Genomic DNA, 18814 nt, shown 5'->3' with positions numbered 1-18814 from the left:
ATTTCTTTCAAGATGCCCTCAAAAAAACTCCGCGCAAGCCCTCCGCCGTCGCACGCCCTGTGAGACGGCCAAAGCTCCCAGCATCGGGGCTTCATTTCCAGTCGCCAAGCGTTGCCTGGATGAGCGCCAGCGCGGCCACCGCCGCCGTATCGGCGCGCAGGATTCGCGGCCCAAGCGGGATGGCGGTGACGAAATCGAGGCTGCGCAAGAGCACCCGCTCTGCTTCCGAGAAGCCGCCCTCCGGGCCGATCAGCAGGGCGAGCCGACGCTCGCTGATCCCGCCCAGGATCGGCAGCGGGTTCTGGCTCTCGTTGCTCTCGTCGCAGAAGATGATGCGCCGATCGCGCGGCCAGTTCGCCAGGAGCTCTTCGAGCTTTCGCGGCGTCTCCACCTCGGGAATGCCGAGAACCCCGCATTGCTCCGCGGCCTCGATGACATTGGCGCGAAGCCGGTCGAGATTGCCGAGCTTGCCCTGCACATGCTGGGTCATCACCGGCTGCAGCACCCCGGCGCCCATCTCGACAGCCTTCTGAACAAGGTAGTCGAGCCGGCCCACCTTGAGCGGAGCAAACAGATAGACGAGGTCTGAGGGGGCGGGCTGCGGACGCGTCTGCTCGGTTGCGGTGAGAACCAGGTGCTTTCGGGACGGCAGGGACAATTCCGCACGCCACTCGCCGTCTCGTCCGTTGAAGAGCAGGATCGACGAGCTCTCGTCGAGGCGCAGTACGTTGACGAGATAGTTGAACTGCTCCTTGGTGGCCTCGTGCCTTGCTCCCGTGTGAAGCGGGCTTCCGACGAACAGTCGCTGCATGCGAAAATTGGCGCGCATTTCGATTGCCCTCACAGAAACAGGCCGGCGAGGAGGCGATAGACGAGCGCCGAGAGCAGTGCGGAGGCGGGAAGCGTGATCACCCAGGCGGCGACGATCGTCAGAAAGTAGGAGCGGCGCACCAGCCGGCGGCGGCGCACTTCGGCAAAATTCGTTTCGATCGCCTCTTCCATGAAGTCGCTTTTCCCCGTCTTCCGCCGGACATGTTGCAGCCGGCGTCGGGAATGGCGCGTGTACCATTCGCGGAAGAAGCCGACGCCGAAGACGGCGCCGACCGCCGTATGGGTGGAACTGATCGGCAAGCCCAGAGCCGATGCCAGGAGGACGGTGACCGCCGTCGCCAGTGCGACGCAGAAGGCGCGCATCGGATTGAGGCGGGTGATCTCCTCGCCGACGACGCGGATCAGGATCGGGCCGTAGAGGAGCAAGCCCAGCGCAATGCCGAAAGCGCCAATAAGCAGCACCCAGAAGGGTGCCAACGAGCGCGCCGTCGACATCGTGCCGTTCACCGCCGAGACGATTGCCGACAGGGGCCCGATGGCATTCGATACGTCATTGGCGCCGTGGGCGAAGGAAAGCAGCGCGGCGGAGAAGATGAGCGGCAGGCGGAACAGCTTGCGAAGCGACTGGTTGCGGTTCTCGAGCCCCTCGGACTGGCGATGAATCCACGGCTTGCACAGCCCGTAACAGGCAATGCCGGCGAAGGCGCCGATAAGGAGACCCGTCCGGAGCGAAATCACCTGCAGATGGGCAAGCCCGAAGGTCGCCACATAGGCGGTGAAAGCCCCTGCCGTAACGCCGAGCACGATCGGCATCCAAAGCCGTGCCGCCTCGATCTTGTCGTCGCGGTAGATGATGAATTCCTTGAGGAATGCAAGGAAGAGGGCGGCGATGGTGCCACCGAGCAGGGGAGAGACCGACCAGCTCGCGGTGATCCCGGCGATCGTCCACCATTTGACGCTGGCAAAGCCCTCCGCCGCCAGGCCGGCGCCGATGATGCCGCCGACGATGGAGTGGGTGGTCGAGACCGGGGCGCGGGCGTAGGTGGCGATGTTGATCCAGACTGCCGCAGACAGCAGCGCCGCCATCATCACCCAGATCAGGATCTCGGGGCTGAGTAACCGTGCGCCGTCGATGATGCCGGCCTCGATGGTGAGCGTCACCTTGCGCCCGGCGATCACGGCTCCGGCAATTTCGAAGACGGCGGCTATGCCGAGCGCCGTCGCCATCGTCATGGCCTTCGCGCCGACCGCGGCTCCGACATTGTTGGTTACGTCGTTGGCGCCGATGTTCATCGCCATATAGGCGGCGACAGCGGCCCCCGCGACGACAATGGCCGTGCCGGACGCGCCTGTGAAATAGCTCGCGGCGAATGCCATGCTGAGGATCAGGAAGAGCAGCCCGAAGCCGGGGGCGGCAAGCCCGCGCATCACAAACTGCGACGCCTCCTCGGCAAGGCTGACCTTGTCGAGATCCTTGTCGAGCGTCAGCTTTTCGAGGCGCGGCCTGGCCACAAATATTTCTCCATTGTCATATTCGCCAGTAGCTGTCCGCGACGGCGCATTCAAGCGGTTTTGGAAAGGTTTGTGGCGGAAAGGCGGACCAGGTGGGCATTGGCCGCCGGGCCGTCAGTCTTCGGATGCGGCGGGTTGTGGCGGCCGGGCGGCGGCCATTCGCTTTCCGAAGCCGAGTATAAGTTCCTTCAGCGAAGGTTCGGCGACGCGCCTGGCCGCCTCCTCGTAGTCGACCCACTCGAGCTTTCGCTCGCCCTTCTCGGGAAAATTCTTGCAAAGATTGTCGACTTCGAGGGCGTGGACCTGAACCTTGCAGGGAATCTTCAGCCCATGGTCCATACGCTTCTGGTAAACATAGGAGCCGATCGCGGCCTTCTGCACCGTCCCCTTGACGCCGGCCTCTTCATAGGCCTCGCGTTCGGCGACTTCATGCGCCCATTTGCCCTGCATCGGCCAACCCTTGGGAATGACCCAACGGCCCGTGTCGCGACTGGTGAGCAGGAGAATTTCCGGAGACTTCGTCTTCTTGCGAATGCGGTAGCACAGCGCGGCATATTGCATGCGCGCAGGTCGACGTAGCATCAAATGCACATCAGAAGCTAGCCGGTGCAAGAGGTTCAAGGGAATCGATACTCCTCTACGAATCACATTTCTCAAAATCAGCCATTCGAAATTATGGCGCGTCTGACTTGCGTGTAAATGACGTCCGCCGATCAATAACCGATAACAAGCGTTGTGGTTCCGTGAGCGGAACCTCGTTGCGAATACATGTAATGCTTCTCCGCGCCGCTTGCCAGAAAGCGACATCGTCGATCGTATTCATTTCCAATGGGGTCTAGGAACGTTGGGGCGGGCGCTCCCGGGGGATCCTGAGCCTATGAGCCGGCGCGGTCGCGCTGCTTGAGGCGCAGCCGCGCGATGCGGGCCCATTCGCCGCTGCGCTCCGCCTCGCGCGCCGCGGCGGCGACGAAGTCGATATGGCTTTGTGCTGCCGCCTTGGCGGCATCGGGGTCGCGCGCCATGATGGCGGTGTAGATCGCCTCGTGCTGCGCAAGCAGCCGGTCGCGCGCGCCCGGTGCGCCGAAGACCGAGCTGCGATGAAAGAAGATGCCTTGGGTCAGGAGCCGATAGCAGGCCCTCAGCGTGTGCAGCAGAATGATGTTGTGGGCGCTTTCGCCGATCGCGTTGTGCAGTTCGACGTCCGCTTCGAGCTCGTCGTCGAAATTGCCGCTCGCGTGCGCCTCGCGCATGCGCTCGATGAGGCGGGTGAGAAGGTCGCGGTCGAAGTCCGTGGCGCGCGTCGCGGCGAGTTCCGCCGTCAGGCCCTCGAGCTCGCGCCGGTATTCGAGATAATCCTGTGTCGCCTTGTGATGACGGCCGATGAGCTCGATCAGCGGTTTCGAGAAGATCTGGCCGACCACGTCGGCGACGAAGGTGCCCCCACCGTGGCGGCTCTCGACCAGCCCGCGCGCTTCCAGTTCCTTCAGCGCCTCACGCAGGATCGGCCGCGATACGTCGAGCCTTTTCGACAGGTCCCGTTCGCCCGGCAGCCGGTCCCCGTCGCGCAGCACACCCTCCAGGATCAGAAGCTCGATCTGCTGGACGACCTCGTCCGCCGTGCGGCTGTGGCTGATACGCGCATAGAGGTCGCTCTGGTCTTCGGTCACGGCAAATTCTCCCACGGACGGAAGGCGCATGGCCCCACCTGTTCCCGTCACCGGCAGCAATCTAGCAGGACCGATCAAGTGGTCAAATTGATTGCCCACTTGGCGAGCCGCCGCTGACAAAAGTCAAACTGCGTCAATGCGTCCTGTTCTTTTTGCTCCCCCGGTTGATAAGTAAACGGTGATGAACGCGTGAGGGGGATGAAACGCTTCATGGCGAAGGCAAGTTTTGGATTTCCAGCGGCGCCCCTGCGCGCCCAGGCGCTCGGCGAAATTCATTCGCGGCCCTATGCGCTGGTGACGACGCCACGCGTCATCTTTCAACTCGCCTTCATCACGGAAGGCGGCTCCACCGTCGACCATGCCGTGCTCGCGGAACTGTCGCGCTCGCGCGGCATCGCCCCGCCCGGTCGCGATGCAAACCACCACGCCATGCCCTGGGGGCAGGGGACGTTGCGCTGGGAACGGCACACCGAGTTCTCCACCTATTTCTGGGACGCGCCAGCGCCGGAACGCTTCGGCGGCGAGGTGCCGATCCACCCCTTCGGCGACGGCTTCTCTCCGCCGGGTCTGCTGATTGCCGGAATTCGCCTCGAAATCCGTCCCGATACGCCTGAAACCCGCGAAGCGATCAAGGCCTTCGATCCGACGAGCCTCTGTTACAGCGAAACCAAGAACGGCCAGGCCGTGCTGCTGACCGACTTCCGGCAGAACGGCGATGGTCTCACCCAAATCCTCATCATCGACCGGGGCATGACGGAGGCGGGCACGGGTGCCCTGGTCCAGCGCCTGCTCGACATCGAGACCTATCGCACGCTGGCCATGCTCGGCCTGCCGCTGGCGCAATCGCTGTCGCCGGCAATCCGCCGGACCGAGGATGGCCTGACCGCCGTCACCCAGCGCATGAAGGAGAATGTCCGCGAGGAAGCGGACGAGATGCTGGCGGAAATCACCCGGCTTGCCGCCGACCTCGAAGCCGGCGCTGCGCTCAGCCTCTATCGCTTCGGAGCGAGCCGCGCCTATTACGGCATCGTCCAGGAACGCATCCGCACGCTCTCCGAAATGCCGGTACCCGGTTACGAGACGATCGGCACCTTTCTCGAACGCAGACTGGCGCCGGCGATGCGAACCTGCCAGTCGGTCGAGGAGCGGCAGGCCAATCTTTCACGCAAGCTCGCCCGTGCAACGGCGCTGCTGAGAAGCTGGATCGACGTCGAACTCGAACGGCAGAACAGTGCCCTGCTCAACTCGATGGACCGGCGGGCGAAACTGCAGTTGCGCCTGCAGCAGACGGTCGAGGGCCTCTCCGTTGCCGCGATCTCCTACTATGTCATTGGGCTGTTCGGCTATCTCGCCAAGGCGGTGAGCCACGAGATTCCAGTCGATCCTGGCGTGCTGACCGGCCTTGCGGTGCCTTTTGTGGTCACCGGTGTCTGGCTCATCGTCCGCCGTATTCGCCGCCATCACGAGGAAAGCGCGCAGAAATAGCGGCTCGCCGGACTACTGCTCCCAATAGGGAACGGGGCCATAGAGGGCCGCAAGATAGTCGACGAAGAGCCGCACCTTGGCGGGCAGAAACTGCCGGCTCGGATAGATGGCCGAGAGCGTCAGCCCGTGTGATCCTTCCCATTCCGGCAGCACCTGGACCAGGCGCCCGTCGCGCAGTTCCGTGCTGATGTCCCAGGTCGAGCGGAGCGCGATGCCCGCTCCGGCGATCACCGCGGCGCGGATGATCTCCGACGAATTGGTGACGAGCGGCCCCTCCGGGCGGTAGGCGAGCGAACCGCCCGGACCTTCCAGTTTCCAATTCTCGTTGTTGTGGGCCGGCAGGCAGATATGCTGCGCCAGGTCGCCGATTTCTTTGGGCGCGCCGTGCCGGGCGATATAGTCCGGTGCCGCGCAGAGCAGGCGACGGACCGGCGCGAGCTTGCGGGCGACGAGGCTCGAATCGGTGAGCTCGCCGATCCGAATGGCAATGTCGTACCCCTCGGCGACAATATCGCTGAACGCGTCGCTGAGCACGATATGGAGCTTCAGGTCGGGATGGTCCTTCATGAAATCGGTCAGATGCGGCGCGATGTGCATGCGACCGAAGGAGGTGGGCGCCGTGATGCGCAGGGTGCCCTGAGCCTGCGACGAACGCCCGGACGCATAGGCCTCCGCTTCCTCTATGCCGGTGAGGACGCCAAGGACACGGTCGTAGAAGCCCTGTCCGGCTTCCGTCAGGGAGACCTGCCGTGTCGTGCGCTGCAGAAGGCGCGTGCCGAGCCTCTCCTCGAGCCGCTTGACGCGCTTGGAGATCACCGCCGCGGAAAGGTCGAGCGCCCGTGCCGCCGCCGACATGCTGCCGGTCGCAACGACTCGCGCAAAGACTTCGAGATCGCCAAGGTTCGTCATCAATCGTGACCATTGTTTCCGGAAAGGAAAGGATGAATAGCAGTTGGCCAATGCCTCTACCAGCGTATCCTGCTTTCACAAAGCGGACGAAATGCTCTAGATTCAAATCATAAACGTGATCGATTCTGAGAGGTTGCGGCGAAGGATACGGGCGGAAGCGACTTGCACTGTTCCTTGCGTCGCTCCAGTGGTAAACAAAAAAGACCACTGGTGACGCATTTGGTTGGAGGAGATCATGACGGAGACGATCGGATTCCTGAAACCCAGGCAGGCCGTCCTCGACCGCCGCGGGGAGATCATCGCCGACCTCGCCGACCTCTTGCCGGAAGGCTGCCTGATCAGCGACGAGCGGGGGCTGAAGCCCTTCGAGACGGACGCTTTTCTCGCCTATCGCCGCCTGCCGCTCGCCGTCGTCCTGCCGGAGACGACCGAGCACGTCTCCGCCATCCTCAAATATTGCAGCCGCTACGGGATCCCGGTCGTGCCGCGCGGCGCCGGCACCTCGCTCTCCGGAGGCGCCATCCCGCAGGAGGACGCGATCGTCGTCGGCCTCTCGAAGATGTCGCGCATTCTCGATGTCGACCTCTTCAACCGCACGGCCACGGTTCAGGCGGGCGTCACCAATCTCAACATTTCCGAGGCGGTGAGTGCCGACGGCTTCTTCTATGCGCCCGATCCGAGCTCGCAGCTTGCCTGCACGATCGGCGGCAACATCGGCATGAATTCCGGCGGCGCCCATTGCCTGAAATACGGAGTCACGACCAACAACCTGCTGGGCGCCAAGATGGTGCTCTTCGACGGCACGGTGATCGAGCTCGGCGGCAGGGCGCTCGATGCACCCGGCTACGATCTGCTTGGTCTCGTCTGCGGCTCGGAGGGCCAGCTCGGCATCGTCACGGAGGCGACGGTCCGGCTGATCGCCAAGCCGGAAGGCGCGCGCCCCGTCTTGTTCGGCTTCGCCTCGTCGGAGGCGGCCGGTTCCTGTGTGGCAGATATAATCGGGTCGGGCATCATCCCGGTGGCGATCGAATTCATGGACAGGCCAGCGATCGAGATCTGCGAGGCCTTTGCCCATGCCGGCTACCCGCTCGATGTCGAGGCCCTGCTGATCGTCGAGGTCGAGGGCTCCGAGGCGGAGATGGACGCGATGCTTCAGAGCATTATCGAGATCGCCCGGCGTCACAGCGTCATGACGATCAAGGAATCGCAATCGGCGCTCGAGGCGGCGCTGATCTGGAAGGGCCGGAAATCCGCCTTCGGCGCCACCGGCCGGGTCGCGGACTATATCTGCATGGACGGCACGGTTCCGCTGAGCCAACTTTCTCACGTATTGCGCAGGACCGGCGAGATCGTCGCGAGCTACGGGCTCCGCGTCGCCAATGTGTTCCATGCCGGCGACGGTAACATGCATCCGCTGATCCTCTATAACATCAACGATCCGGCGGATGCGGCGCGCGCCGAGGCGGCCGGCAATGACATCCTGAAGCTCTGCGTCGAGGCGGGCGGCTGTCTGACGGGCGAGCACGGGGTCGGCATCGAGAAGCGGGACCTGATGCGGTATCAGTACAACAAGGCCGATCTCGACCAGCAGATGGCGGTGCGTGCGGCCTTCGATCCGCAATGGCTTCTGAATCCGTCGAAAGTATTTCCGCTCGAAGGACGGCCTGCCGCATGATCGTTCATTTCGAACCGGCAAGCGAGGAGGGGATCGCCTCCGTGGTGCGCTCGGCAGCGGCAGAGCGCGTCACGCTTGCCATTGTCGGCGGCGGGACGCGCTCGGGGCTCGGAAATCCCGTGCGGGCGGACCGGACGCTTTCGACGCGGCGTCTTTCCGGCATCGTCACCTACAATCCGGCGGAGATGACCATGAGCGCACTCGCCGGGACGCCGCTTGCGGAAGTCGAGGCGGCGCTCGCGGCCAATGGCCAGATGCTGTCATTCGAACCAATGGATCATCGCCCGATTTTCGGAACGACCGGCGACCCAACGATCGGCGGTGTCTTCGCGGCCAATATCTCCGGTCCCCGCCGCTATGTTGCCGGGGCCGCCCGCGACAACCTGCTCGGCGTGCGTTTCGTCAATGGCCGCGGCGAGCTGATCAAGGCCGGCGGCCGCGTCATGAAAAACGTCACCGGGCTCGATCTCGTCAAGCTGATGGCGGGCTCCTACGGGACGCTCGGCATCCTGACGGAAGTTACCTTCAAGGTGCTGCCAGTACCGCCGGCGGCCGGCACTGTCGTTGTCTCGGGTCTGAACGATGCGGAAGCAGCCGTCGTCATGGCCGAGGCGATGGCTCAGCCAGTGGAGGTGTCGGGCGCGGCGCATCTGCCCGAAAGCGTGCGCGGCCGCTTCATCGATGGCGTGTTGCCCGAGGGAGCGGCGACCGTGCTGAGGCTCGAAGGCTTGGCGGCGTCGGTAGAGATGCGCTCCGAAAAGCTCGTCGCGGCGCTGTCGCGTTTCGGTCCCGGCTCGCAGCTCGATGCCAGCCAGACGAAGGCCCTCTGGACCGAGATCCGCGACGTGAAGCCTTATGCGGACGGTACCGCAAGGCCTCTGTGGCGTGTCTCGGTCGCCCCGTCCGCCGGGCACCAGCTCGTTGCCACACTGCGTCTTCAGACGGGTGTGGATGCATTCTACGATTGGCAGGGCGGTCTTGTCTGGCTGCGCATGGAAGCCGAGCCCGAAGCCGAACTCGTTCGCCGCTACGTCCGAGCCTTGGGCGGTGGACATGCGATGCTTGTCCGCGCCGAAGGCGGAGCGCGGACCGGGATACCGGCCTTCGAACCGCAGGCTGCAGCGGTGGCGCAACTGAGCGAACGCGTTCGTGCCTCGCTCGATCCGGCGCGGATTTTCAATCCGGGGCGGCTGGCGGCCGTCGCCTGATCGCAGGCGGGTCGCAATTCGCGTCAAGGCGAAAGGAGAATTCGATGAGTGATCCGGGTCCGCAGACGCCGCTTTCCCGTGACACCGATCGCTGGCTGGAGCCGGGCAAGGTCAATATCCAGATCATCTACCTGCTTTATCTGGTCGGTTTCGCCATTGGTATTACCCCGCTCGTCGGCATCGTGCTCGCCTATCTCAACCGCGACAAGGCTGAAGGCTGGGCGAGGACGCACTATATCTGGGCGATCCGCACCTTCTGGATCGCCTTGCTGTTCGCCGTCATCTCGGCGCTTCTGTCGGTGTTGCTCATCGGCGTGCTCGGTTTCGTCGCGACGGCGGTCTGGATCGTCGTGCGCTGTGTCATCGGTCTTCAGAAGGCGGCTCGCGAGGAGCCGATCACCGATCCCGAAAGCTGGCTGGTCTAGAGCATTGCGGCTCTGCCCCGGCAAGAAGCGCCGCCTTGAGAATTGAGAGTGGAGTATTCGGTTGCAGACAAATTTCTCCCCAGAGCAACTCGCCGACCCGCATGTCGCCGAATCGGAAAAGATCCTGCGCAAATGCGTCCACTGCGGCTTCTGCACCGCCACCTGTCCGACCTATGTGCTGCTCGGCGACGAGCTCGACAGTCCGCGCGGGCGGATCTACCTGATCAAGGACATGCTGGAGAACGGCCGCGCCGCCGATACCGAAACCGTTACCCATATCGACCGATGTCTCTCCTGCCTTTCCTGCATGACCACCTGTCCATCGGGTGTCGATTACATGCATCTCGTCGATCATGCCCGTATCCACATCGAGGAGACGTATAAGCGGCCGCTCAAGGACCGTTTCGCCCGCGCCGTCATCGCCGCGACCCTACCCTATCCTTCACGCTTTCGGCTGGCGCTCCGGGCGGCGCGGCTTGCCCGCCCCCTCGCGGGCCTGCTGAAGTGCATTTCATCGCTGAAGACCTTCGGCGTCATGCTCGATCTCGCACCGCGCGCGGTGCCGGCGGCATCGGACGGGGCGAGGCCGGCCGTTTATGCGGCCAAGGGCACGCCCCGCGGCCGCGTGGCGCTGCTCGCCGGCTGCGCTCAGCCGGTGCTGAGACCGGAGATCAACGAGGCGACCATCCGGCTGCTCACCGGACAAGGGGTCGAGGTCGTCGTTTCTGCGGGCGAGGGCTGTTGCGGCGCGCTGGTCCATCACATGGGGCGCGAGGAGCAGGCGCTGGCCTCTGCCCGGCACAACGTCGACATCTGGCTGAAGGTCGCGGAGGAGGATGGTCTCGACGCGATCGTCATCACCGCATCCGGCTGCGGAACGACGATCAAGGACTACGGCCACATGCTGCGGCTGGACCCGGCCTATGCCGAGAAGGCGGCGAAGGTGTCCGCGCTTGCAAAGGACGTAACCGAATATCTCGCGGGCCTCGACCTCCCCGAGCGGGGGGCGCGCGGCCTGACCGTCGCCTATCACTCCGCCTGCTCGATGCAGCACGGGCAGAAGATCACGCTCGCGCCGAAGCAACTGCTGAAGCGGGCAGGCTTTGCGGTTCGCGAACCGGCGGAAGGCCATCTCTGTTGCGGCTCGGCCGGAACCTACAACATCCTGCAGCCGGAGATATCGGCGAAACTCAAGGCTCGCAAGGTGAGGAACATCGAGGCAACCAAGCCGAACGTGATCGCAACCGGCAATATCGGCTGCATCACCCAGATTGCCAGCGGGACGAATATCCCGATCCTGCACACTGTCGAGCTGCTCGACTGGGCCTATGGTGGGCCGAAGCCGGCGGGGCTGTGAGCGGCAAGCGCCGGCCCCTCAACCAGCCTGCCGGCCACCTTCTCCCCGCAGGCGGGGCGAAGGTGTCGCGCGGTGGCGTCTTGCCCGCACGCAGGTCGAAATGGAAAGAACGCCGGGCGGGCATTCAGGGATGCACCCTCGCCCCGCTTGCGGGGAGAGGGCTAGGATGAGGGGGCAACGCTTCCCGACTCGTCAGCCGCCGAAGATATGGCGGAAGATGTCGACGCCGCGGTCGTCGTAGCTGACGTCGCCCTGCTTGTTGCCCGGGCCGATCACGATGACCTTGGTGCCGATCGGCGCCCGGTCATAGAGGTGCTCGACGTCCTCGTTCATCATCCGGATGCAGCCGGACGACATGTTCTGGCCGATGGTCCAGGGCAGGTTCGTTCCATGGATACGGAAAATCGTGTCGCGGCCGCCCTTGTAGAGGTAGAGGGCGCGGGCGCCGAGCGGATTGTCGATGCCGCCCTCCTGGGTGATCGGCAGGATGCGCCCCTTTGCCCTTTCGCGCTGGCGCATCTCCGCCGGCGGTGTCCAGCTTGGCCACTCGGCTTTGCGGCCTACCTTGACGACGCCGGACCAGCCGAAGCCCTCGCGGCCGACGCCGATACCATAGCGCGTCGCGCGGTTCGGGCCGTCAATGTAATAGAGATACTTGTTGTTGGTATCGACAATGACCGTGCCGGGCGCCTCGTTCGTGCGGAACCGTACCTTGGTGCGCCAATATCTTTGCGGCGGCTTTTTCGGCTGGGCAGCCAGCACGACGTCGGAGCGCTTGACCTTTGCGCCGACCATGTCGGCCGGCGAGAAGGCGGACGCGTTTGCGGCAGCCAGAAAAGCAGCGGCCGCGACAGTGAGCGCGGCCAGCCTGGTGGCGTGAAGTTTCATTTATGATTCCCTCTGAACCCTCGTTACGGGCAAGCTATGTATTTTAACCGCAAGTGCAAGCCCGTGAAACATCCCATAGATCAAGGCGAGGGCCGGAACTTGTATCGAAGGGAACAGCTGTTGCTCTTAGATCACGATCCGGCACAAGCAAGTGCTCGAAAAGTACTTTATGGGCGGCTGCCGCTATATAACGATAACCTTGGTGCCGACTTTGACGCGCTCGTAAAGATCGACAACATCCTCGTTGCGCATGCGGATGCAGCCGGACGAAACGCCATACCCGATCGTCCAGGGCGCATTGGTGCCATGGATGCGATAGAGCGTGGAGCCGAGATACATGGCGCGGGCGCCGAGCGGGTTCTGAGGACCGCCGTCCATGCGGGCCGGCAGATAATGACCCTTGGCCGCTTCGCGCGCGATCATCTCCTCAGGCGGCGTCCAGTTCGGCCACTCGGCCTTGCGGGTAATCTTGTGCGCGCCGGCCCATTCGAAGCCTGGCTTGCCGACGCCGACGCCGTAGCGCCGCGCTTGTCCGTCACCGGTGACGAGATAGAGGAAGCGATTATTGGTGTCGATCACGATCGTGCCTGGCTTCTCGCCTGTCTCGTAGGTCACCATCTGCGGCAGGAATTGCGGGTCCAACTGCGACTTCGCCGGCCTTTGCGCGCGAGCGGCGGCGGGCTGCAAGGCCGCCGTTTCCAGCCGGCGCTTCATTTGGCGGCGCTCCACCTGTTTTCGGGTGGCAGCCGGGGCCTGCGGCCGGTAGACGGCCGGACGCACCCCTTCGCCGGTCAACTGCATCACCCAGGGAGCGGTGAGATCCGGGCTGACGATGACCGGCGGGCGGTTCTGATATCGATCTCGCGCGCCGGCGCCGGTGGGGAGTGTGCAGACAAGGCACGTGGCAAGCAAAAGGAACTTCTTCATCGAACGGACTCGCTACCTAACGCCGAACAAACTTCTGGGGCAGCGCGGCAGCTGCACCTCAACGGCGCGATGCTCTCACTCCTCCGCCACCGAACAGTAAACGCCGGTTCGATAAAATGCTGCGATGTGGATAAAGCTTTGGGTAGGGTTATTCCCCGCTTTATGAATCTGGTTTGCAAATGGTAAATGGAACAAAAGAGAAACGAGGCGAGGGAGCGGTGATGTCGGCAAGAGGCTTGATTACGGGCGATGACGGGCTGCAGCGTTGTGCCTGGCACGGCAATCTCGAAGACTACCGCCGCTATCACGATGAAGAATGGGGCCGCCCGGTCACCGACGATCGCCGGCTGTTCGAGAAGATCTGCCTGGAGGGCTTCCAGTCGGGCCTCTCCTGGCTGACGATCCTAAGGAAACGCGAGGCGTTCCGGTCAGCCTTCGCCGGCTTCGACGTCGATCTGGTTGCCGAATTCGGCGACGCCGACATCGAGCGCTGCCTTGCCGATCCCGGCATCGTCCGCCACCGCGGCAAGATCGTTTCGACGATCAACAATGCACGGCGGGCAAAGGAATTGCGTTCGGAATTCGGCTCGCTCGCCGCCTATTTCTGGGCGCACGAACCGGACGGCAGCGAGCGCCCGAAGGTCATGGACTATGAAACACTGATCGCCAATCCGACGACGCAGGCCTCGGTCCAGATTTCGAAGGACCTGAAAAAACGCGGCTGGACCTTCGTCGGTCCGACGACCGTCTATGCCTTCATGCAGGCCATGGGGCTCGTCAACGATCATCTGGAAGGCTGTTTCTGCCGTGCCGGGATCGAGGAGATGCGGCGGCAATTCGCAAGGCCCGCTGTATGACTATTCGAGCGGGCCCTCCCCGATTCTGAGGCGGGGAGGGCGGTCTCATTTAGCCGCCGTGCTCGGATAGCCAGTCCTTCATCATTGTGATCTCGGCCTCCTGGGCCTTGATGATGTCTTCCGCCAGCTTACGGATCGCTTCGTCCTTGCCGTGCTCGAGCTCGACCTTCGCCATGTCGATTGCCCCCTGGTGGTGAGCGATCATGCCACGCACGAAATCGATGTCTGCATTGCCGGTGAAGACGATGTCCATATCCTTGTGCATCTTGGCGCTCGCTTCGGCGAAGGCCTTGCTCGACGGTGCCGACGCGGCCGCCGTCGAATCGTGATGCATCTTTTGATGTTCCTGGGCGAGTGCGGGGATGCCGACCGATGCGGCCAGCATCAAAGCTGCGGTGATCCTTTTCAGGGTCATAATGCGTACCTTTCCATTCTATGGGAGTCGATAAGTCGATGCGGCGCGCGACGCCTTCGTGTCCGGTCGGAGGCGCCAGCGCTAGATGGAAACGTTGCGCCTGGGCGGTGGGCACGGGGGTTCGATGACCTGATCGAGCAGCGCCGCATGACGCTGCGGCGAAAGCCGCGTCGAGCGCCCCGCGGATCGCGTGAGCCCAATGGGCGCTGCATGGATCGCGACGCAGGCCGAGCAGAGCACCGGGTGGTCCGATTTTGCCGGGCCCGGACAATGGGCCCGCTGCGCACAATGGCTGTCACGGCCCGAGGACGCGTGCTGCATGGTATCGGAGATCACCATGTCGTGCTGGTGTGTGCTCACTGCCTTCGCCGCGAGATCGCGCGCCTGCGCGATCGCGGGAAGGGCTCCGCCGAGCGGCGCCGACAGAAGCAGAAGGATGATGGCGAGCCAACGCAGCATGCGGGCAAGATAGGCTACTCGATCTCGAAGAAGAAGGGGCGATACGAAAACACCGCCGAGTCGTGATCGCCTTGCATCAGCCCGGCAATGCCGCTCCGCTTCCGGGAACGGCGAACACGCCCTGCAGGGAACCTCCCGCACCCTCGTCGATCGTCGAATTTCCGATGCAGCAAAGCTGGTGTGAGCTTCCGCCTGGCCGGCGGACCATCGCAGAAAAACAGAAGGACGAGGACGCCGCCGTCGCCTCTTCCAGGATACTCAGGATTGTCGCCCGGTCTTCTTCATCATAGGCCCGCACGAGGTCGATGACACCGCAGGGATTGTGCCTCAGGCCCAGAAGCGACAGGGTCCGGTGGCCGACCACAAAGGCGCCACTGTCGACGTCACAACGCCACGGGTCGATCACATAGCCTGCCTTCGCGAGCACGCGCGTCCAGGCCCCGTGGGTTTCCGGATTGAGCGGCCTTATCGCTGCCGCCCCGGGCGTCATGACAGTCAGCATTTTGCGAAAGTCTCCGTTGAAGCCCTTGTCTCGATCGCCCTAACTTATAAGGGTAACAAGAGCAATTTACAATCACGGCGTTGTGATCGTAACTGAAAGCGGAACGCTTTTGCGCGCGGCCTGGTTCCGCGACCTTTCCGGATGCGGGCTGTCGGCCCTTTGTCGGCCGCTGCCCTTGCCGCCCTTGGCCTGATCCGGTAGGGAAGGCACCGACCAAGCTTCACAGCCCGGAATGCCTTCCATGAACGACAAACCGAAGAAACAGCAGAAGCTCAAGGCGCGCCTGCCGCGCGGCTTCGTCGATCGTTCGGCCGCGGATATCCGTGCCGTCGACGAGATGATCGCGAAGATCCGCGAGGTCTATGAGCGCTACGGTTTCGATCCCGTCGAAACGCCGCTGTTCGAATATACCGATGCGCTTGGCAAGTTCCTCCCCGACAGCGACCGCCCCAATGAAGGCGTGTTCTCGCTGACGGACGACGACGAGCAATGGATGAGCCTGCGCTACGATTTGACGGCGCCGCTTGCTCGCCATGTGGCGGAGAACTTCAACGAGATCCAGCTTCCCTACCGCACCTATCGCGCCGGTTATGTTTTCCGCAACGAAAAACCGGGACCGGGGCGCTTCAGGCAGTTCATGCAGTTCGATGCCGACACCGTCGGCGCCGCCGGCGTCCAGGCCGATGCCGAGATGTGCATGATGATGGCCGACACGATGCAGGCGCTCGGGATTGCACGCGGCGACTATGTGATCCGGGTCAACAACCGCAAGGTCCTGGACGGCGTGCTTGAGGCGATCGGTCTCGGGGGCGACGGCCAGGCGAACGCGCGGCTGACGGTCCTGCGCGCCATTGACAAGCTTGACAAGTTCGGGCCGGAGGGCGTGCGCCTGCTGCTTGGCGAGGGGCGCAAGGATGAGAGCGGCGACTTCACCAAAGGCGCCGGGCTCGATGAGGAGCAGATCCGCAGGATCCTCTTCTTCGTCGGCATCACCGACTACGCGAAGAGCGCCGATGAGCTCGCCGAACTCGTCGCCGGCACCAGCAGGGGTGCGGAAGGCGTTCAGGAACTCAACACGATCCGGAGCCTCGTGCTCAGCGCCGGCTATGAAACGGATCGCATCAAGATCGACCCGTCGGTCGTGCGCGGTCTCGAATATTACACCGGCCCGGTTTTCGAGGCCGAACTGCAATTTTCCGTCACCAACGAGAAGGGCGAGAAGGTCGTCTTCGGATCGGTGGGGGGAGGCGGCCGCTATGACGGCCTCGTCTCGCGCTTCATGGGCCAGCCGGTGCCGGCAACGGGCTTCTCGATCGGCGTGTCGCGGCTGATGACGGCGCTGAAGAACCTCGGCAAGCTCGGTGTCGAAGAGGTGGTGGCACCGGTCGTCATCTGCGTCATGGACCGCGACATCGACAGCATGGGCCGCTACCAGCGCTTCGTCCAGCAACTGCGCCATGCCGGCATCCGTGCCGAAATGTATCAGGGCAACAAGAAGAATTTCGGCGACCAGCTCAAATATGCCGACCGGCGCGGCTCGCCGATTGCCATCATTCAGGGCGGCGACGAGCGCGCATCCGGTACCCTCCAGATCAAGGACCTGATCGAGGGCAAGCGGCTCTCCGGCGAGATCGAGGACAACGTCGCCTGGCGCGAGGCACGCGTCGCCCAGGTTTCCGTTCCGGAAGGTGAACTCGTCGCAAAAGTCCGTGAGATTCTGGCAGAGCAGACCGAGGACCGGAAAAGGGCAGGCTGATGCCTCTGATCAACCTTCCCGCCTTTGCCGGTGATCTGCTTGCCGATTTCGAGCGGCTGAAGACGCTGCGCGTCGACACGCCGGTCATCCAGCCGGCCGAGCCTTTCCTCGACATGGCTGGGGAAGACCTGCGCCGGCGAATCTTTATGACGGAAAGCGAGACCGGCCAGAGCCTCTGCCTGCGTCCGGAATTCACCATTCCGGTCTGTCTCCGCCACATCGAGACCGCCACAGGGACGCCGCAACGCTACGCCTATCTCGGCGAGGTGTTCCGGCAGCGCCGTGAGGGCGCGAGCGAATTCTACCAGGCGGGTATCGAGGATCTCGGCGACGTCGACACGGCCGGCGCCGACGCGCGGGCGATCGGCGACGCGATGCTTGTGCTTGCCAACCGATTGCCGGGCCAGCGGCTAAAGGTAACGCTCGGCGACCAGTCCGTCTTCGAGGCAGTCATTGCCGTCTGCGGATTGCCGGCCGGCTGGCAGAAGCGACTGATCCACGCCTTCGGAGACCAGAAGCAGTTGCAGAAGCTCCTCGGTGAGTTGGCCGACCCCAAGTCCCCTGGCGTCTTCGGTCACGAAGTCGAGCGGCTCGCCATCATGGGCATACTCGACGACGAGGAGCGGCTCGTCGCCCGAATTGGCGAGACGATGGAGGCGACCGGCTATTCCACCAATGCCAGCCGTTCGCCCCGCGACATCGCCCGCCGGCTCAAGGAAAAGATGGAGCTTGCGACAACGCGGCTCGACAAGGCGGCGCTCACCGTCATGCGTGAATTCCTCGCGTTCGACCTGCCGCTTTCCGAAGCTCCAGCGGCACTGCACGCTTTCGCCAAGAAGTCGAAGCTGAAGATTGACGATGCTTTCGCGCTCTTCGATGCGCGCGTCGCGGCGCTCGCGAAAGCGGGCGCCGATCCCGACCTCATCCGCTATCGGGCCGCTTTCGGCCGTCCGCTCGATTACTATACGGGCCTCGTCTTTGAGATCGAGGTTGAGGGAGAGCCGGCGGTCCTGGCCGGCGGCGGCCGCTTCGATCGCCTGCTGACGCTGCTCGGCGCTCGCGAGCACATTCCGGCGGTCGGTTTCTCTCTCTGGCTCGACCGGATCGAACGGGCCGTCGCTACCGGAGGGGGCGCTTAAATGACGATTACCATTGCGCTTCCCTCCAAGGGTCGGATGAAGGACGATGCCTCGGCAATCTTCGAGCGCGCCGGGATGAAGATCGTCGCCGTCGGCAACGACCGCTCCTACCGCGGCCGCGTCGAAGGTTGGGACGACGTCGAGGTCGCCTTTCTGTCGGCCTCTGAAATCTCCCGCGAGGTCGGCAGCGGCGCCGTCGATTTCGGCGTGACCGGCGAAGACCTGGTGCGCGAAGGCATCGCCGACGCTGACGCGCGTGTCGAGTTCGCGGCCCGTCTCGGCTTCGGCCATGCCGAAGTCGTCGTAGCGGTGCCGGAGGTCTGGTACGACGTCGATACCATGGCGGACCTCGGCGATGTGGCCGCCGACTTCCGCGCCCGCCATGGCCGCCGGCTCGCCATCGCCACCAAATACTGGCGGCTCACCCAGCAGTTCTTCTCGGGCAGCCACGGCATCCAGCTCTATCGCATCGTCGAGAGCCTGGGCGCAACCGAGGGGGCGCCCGCCTCCGGCTCGGCCGATATCGTCGTCGACATCACTTCGACCGGCTCGACCTTGAAGGCAAACCATCTGAAGATCCTGTCGGATGGTGTGATCCTGAGATCCGAGGCCTGCCTCGTCCGTGCCCGCAACGCGGCGCACGAGGGTAACCCCACCATCGATCGGATCATGTCTTCCGTGCGCTCGGTTCTCTGAAGCCGGCGGATCGGAAATTTCGTCCCGGGTCTGACAAATGCAACCGGAGCCACCTATCTAGGGACGGCAGACAACTCATCTTCCCATTATCCCACCTCGAGGCATC

General features: G+C 63.8%; 19 protein-coding genes. 9 read left to right on the top strand and 10 right to left on the bottom strand.

The window, feature by feature from the left end; all coding sequences use genetic code 11:
- Positions 1–91 precede the first annotated feature (91 nt).
- From CO676_RS05995 to CO676_RS05980, 4 genes are all read right to left on the bottom strand, one after another.
- Complete coding sequence (locus tag CO676_RS05995) at positions 92–829, bottom strand: 16S rRNA (uracil(1498)-N(3))-methyltransferase (protein ID WP_097519927.1); 738 nt, start codon at positions 827–829, stop codon at positions 92–94.
- An 11-nt stretch (positions 830–840) separates the two neighbouring features.
- Positions 841–2349, bottom strand: coding sequence for an inorganic phosphate transporter (locus CO676_RS05990; protein WP_179875414.1), 1509 nt, complete (start codon positions 2347–2349; stop codon positions 841–843).
- A 108-nt stretch (positions 2350–2457) separates the two neighbouring features.
- Positions 2458–2964, bottom strand: coding sequence for an NUDIX hydrolase (locus CO676_RS05985; RefSeq protein WP_041413856.1), 507 nt, complete (start codon positions 2962–2964; stop codon positions 2458–2460).
- 254 nt (positions 2965–3218) lie between these two features.
- The gene (locus CO676_RS05980; RefSeq protein ID WP_080605737.1) at positions 3219–4010 is read right to left on the bottom strand and encodes a FadR/GntR family transcriptional regulator; all 792 of its coding nucleotides are present in this window, start codon (positions 4008–4010) and stop codon (positions 3219–3221) included.
- A gap of 210 nt (positions 4011–4220) precedes the next feature.
- Between CO676_RS05980 and CO676_RS05975 the strand changes: the two genes are divergently transcribed.
- On the top strand, positions 4221–5495 hold the full coding sequence (locus CO676_RS05975; protein WP_014761277.1) for a DUF3422 family protein: 1275 nt from the start codon (positions 4221–4223) through the stop codon (positions 5493–5495).
- A 12-nt stretch (positions 5496–5507) separates the two neighbouring features.
- Here CO676_RS05975 and CO676_RS05970 read toward each other — a convergent pair whose 3' ends face one another.
- The gene (locus CO676_RS05970) at positions 5508–6404 is read right to left on the bottom strand and encodes a LysR family transcriptional regulator (RefSeq protein WP_097519924.1); all 897 of its coding nucleotides are present in this window, start codon (positions 6402–6404) and stop codon (positions 5508–5510) included.
- A gap of 235 nt (positions 6405–6639) precedes the next feature.
- On the opposite strand from CO676_RS05970, the gene CO676_RS05965 reads away from it, so the two are divergent.
- From CO676_RS05965 to glcF, 4 genes are all read left to right on the top strand, one after another.
- Positions 6640–8079 carry an FAD-linked oxidase C-terminal domain-containing protein gene (locus CO676_RS05965; RefSeq protein WP_014761279.1) on the top strand — a complete coding sequence of 480 codons (1440 nt, stop codon included), beginning with the start codon at positions 6640–6642 and terminating at the stop codon, positions 8077–8079.
- Entirely contained in the window at positions 8076–9287 is a 1212-nt protein-coding gene (glcE, locus tag CO676_RS05960) for a glycolate oxidase subunit GlcE (RefSeq protein WP_097519923.1), read from the top strand. Before CO676_RS05965 ends, glcE begins: the two co-directional genes overlap by 4 nt.
- Before the next feature lie 44 nt (positions 9288–9331).
- Entirely contained in the window at positions 9332–9712 is a 381-nt protein-coding gene (locus tag CO676_RS05955; RefSeq protein WP_014761281.1) for a membrane protein, read from the top strand.
- Between the two features lie 61 nt (positions 9713–9773).
- Positions 9774–11069, top strand: a complete 1296-nt coding sequence (gene glcF / locus CO676_RS05950) for a glycolate oxidase subunit GlcF (protein WP_097519922.1) — start codon at positions 9774–9776, stop codon at positions 11067–11069.
- 192 nt (positions 11070–11261) lie between these two features.
- Here glcF and CO676_RS05945 read toward each other — a convergent pair whose 3' ends face one another.
- Together CO676_RS05945 and CO676_RS05940 are read right to left on the bottom strand one after the other, a co-directional pair.
- Positions 11262–11957: a L,D-transpeptidase gene (locus CO676_RS05945; protein ID WP_097519921.1), complete on the bottom strand. Its 696-nt coding sequence runs from the start codon at positions 11955–11957 to the stop codon at positions 11262–11264.
- Positions 11958–12140: 183 nt separating this feature from the next.
- Positions 12141–12884, bottom strand: a complete 744-nt coding sequence (locus CO676_RS05940; protein ID WP_097519920.1) for a L,D-transpeptidase — start codon at positions 12882–12884, stop codon at positions 12141–12143.
- A 221-nt stretch (positions 12885–13105) separates the two neighbouring features.
- On the opposite strand from CO676_RS05940, the gene CO676_RS05935 reads away from it, so the two are divergent.
- Entirely contained in the window at positions 13106–13741 is a 636-nt protein-coding gene (locus tag CO676_RS05935; RefSeq protein WP_097519919.1) for a DNA-3-methyladenine glycosylase I, read from the top strand.
- Positions 13742–13790: 49 nt separating this feature from the next.
- On the opposite strand, the gene CO676_RS05930 is transcribed toward CO676_RS05935, so the two are convergent.
- The 3 genes from CO676_RS05930 to CO676_RS05920 all read right to left on the bottom strand — a co-directional run bounded on the left by CO676_RS05930 (position 13791) and on the right by CO676_RS05920 (position 15117).
- Entirely contained in the window at positions 13791–14156 is a 366-nt protein-coding gene (locus CO676_RS05930; protein WP_014761286.1) for a DUF305 domain-containing protein, read from the bottom strand.
- A gap of 81 nt (positions 14157–14237) precedes the next feature.
- Positions 14238–14615, bottom strand: coding sequence for a hypothetical protein (locus CO676_RS05925; RefSeq protein ID WP_097519918.1), 378 nt, complete (start codon positions 14613–14615; stop codon positions 14238–14240).
- Positions 14616–14691: 76 nt separating this feature from the next.
- Positions 14692–15117 (bottom strand): hypothetical protein, encoded by a 426-nt coding sequence (locus CO676_RS05920; RefSeq protein WP_097519917.1) that lies wholly within the window; start codon positions 15115–15117, stop codon positions 14692–14694.
- Between the two features lie 241 nt (positions 15118–15358).
- Here CO676_RS05920 and hisS point away from each other — a divergent pair, with 241 nt between their 5' ends.
- The 3 genes from hisS to hisG are packed head-to-tail and all read left to right on the top strand — an operon-like array spanning position 15359 to position 18708.
- Positions 15359–16873, top strand: coding sequence for a histidine--tRNA ligase (gene hisS, locus CO676_RS05915; protein ID WP_041414917.1), 1515 nt, complete (start codon positions 15359–15361; stop codon positions 16871–16873).
- Positions 16873–18012, top strand: a complete 1140-nt coding sequence (locus tag CO676_RS05910; protein ID WP_014761291.1) for an ATP phosphoribosyltransferase regulatory subunit — start codon at positions 16873–16875, stop codon at positions 18010–18012. Before hisS ends, CO676_RS05910 begins: the two co-directional genes overlap by 1 nt.
- The gene (hisG, locus tag CO676_RS05905; protein ID WP_097519916.1) at positions 18013–18708 is read left to right on the top strand and encodes an ATP phosphoribosyltransferase; all 696 of its coding nucleotides are present in this window, start codon (positions 18013–18015) and stop codon (positions 18706–18708) included. It abuts the gene before it with no gap.
- Positions 18709–18814: the final 106 nt, after the last annotated feature.

The organism is Sinorhizobium sp. BJ1 (genome assembly GCF_002531555.1).
GTDB lineage: Bacteria > Pseudomonadota > Alphaproteobacteria > Rhizobiales > Rhizobiaceae > Sinorhizobium > Sinorhizobium fredii_B.
The sequence above is the reverse complement of the archived record's forward strand: the minus strand, read 5'-3'. Positions and strand labels throughout refer to the sequence as shown.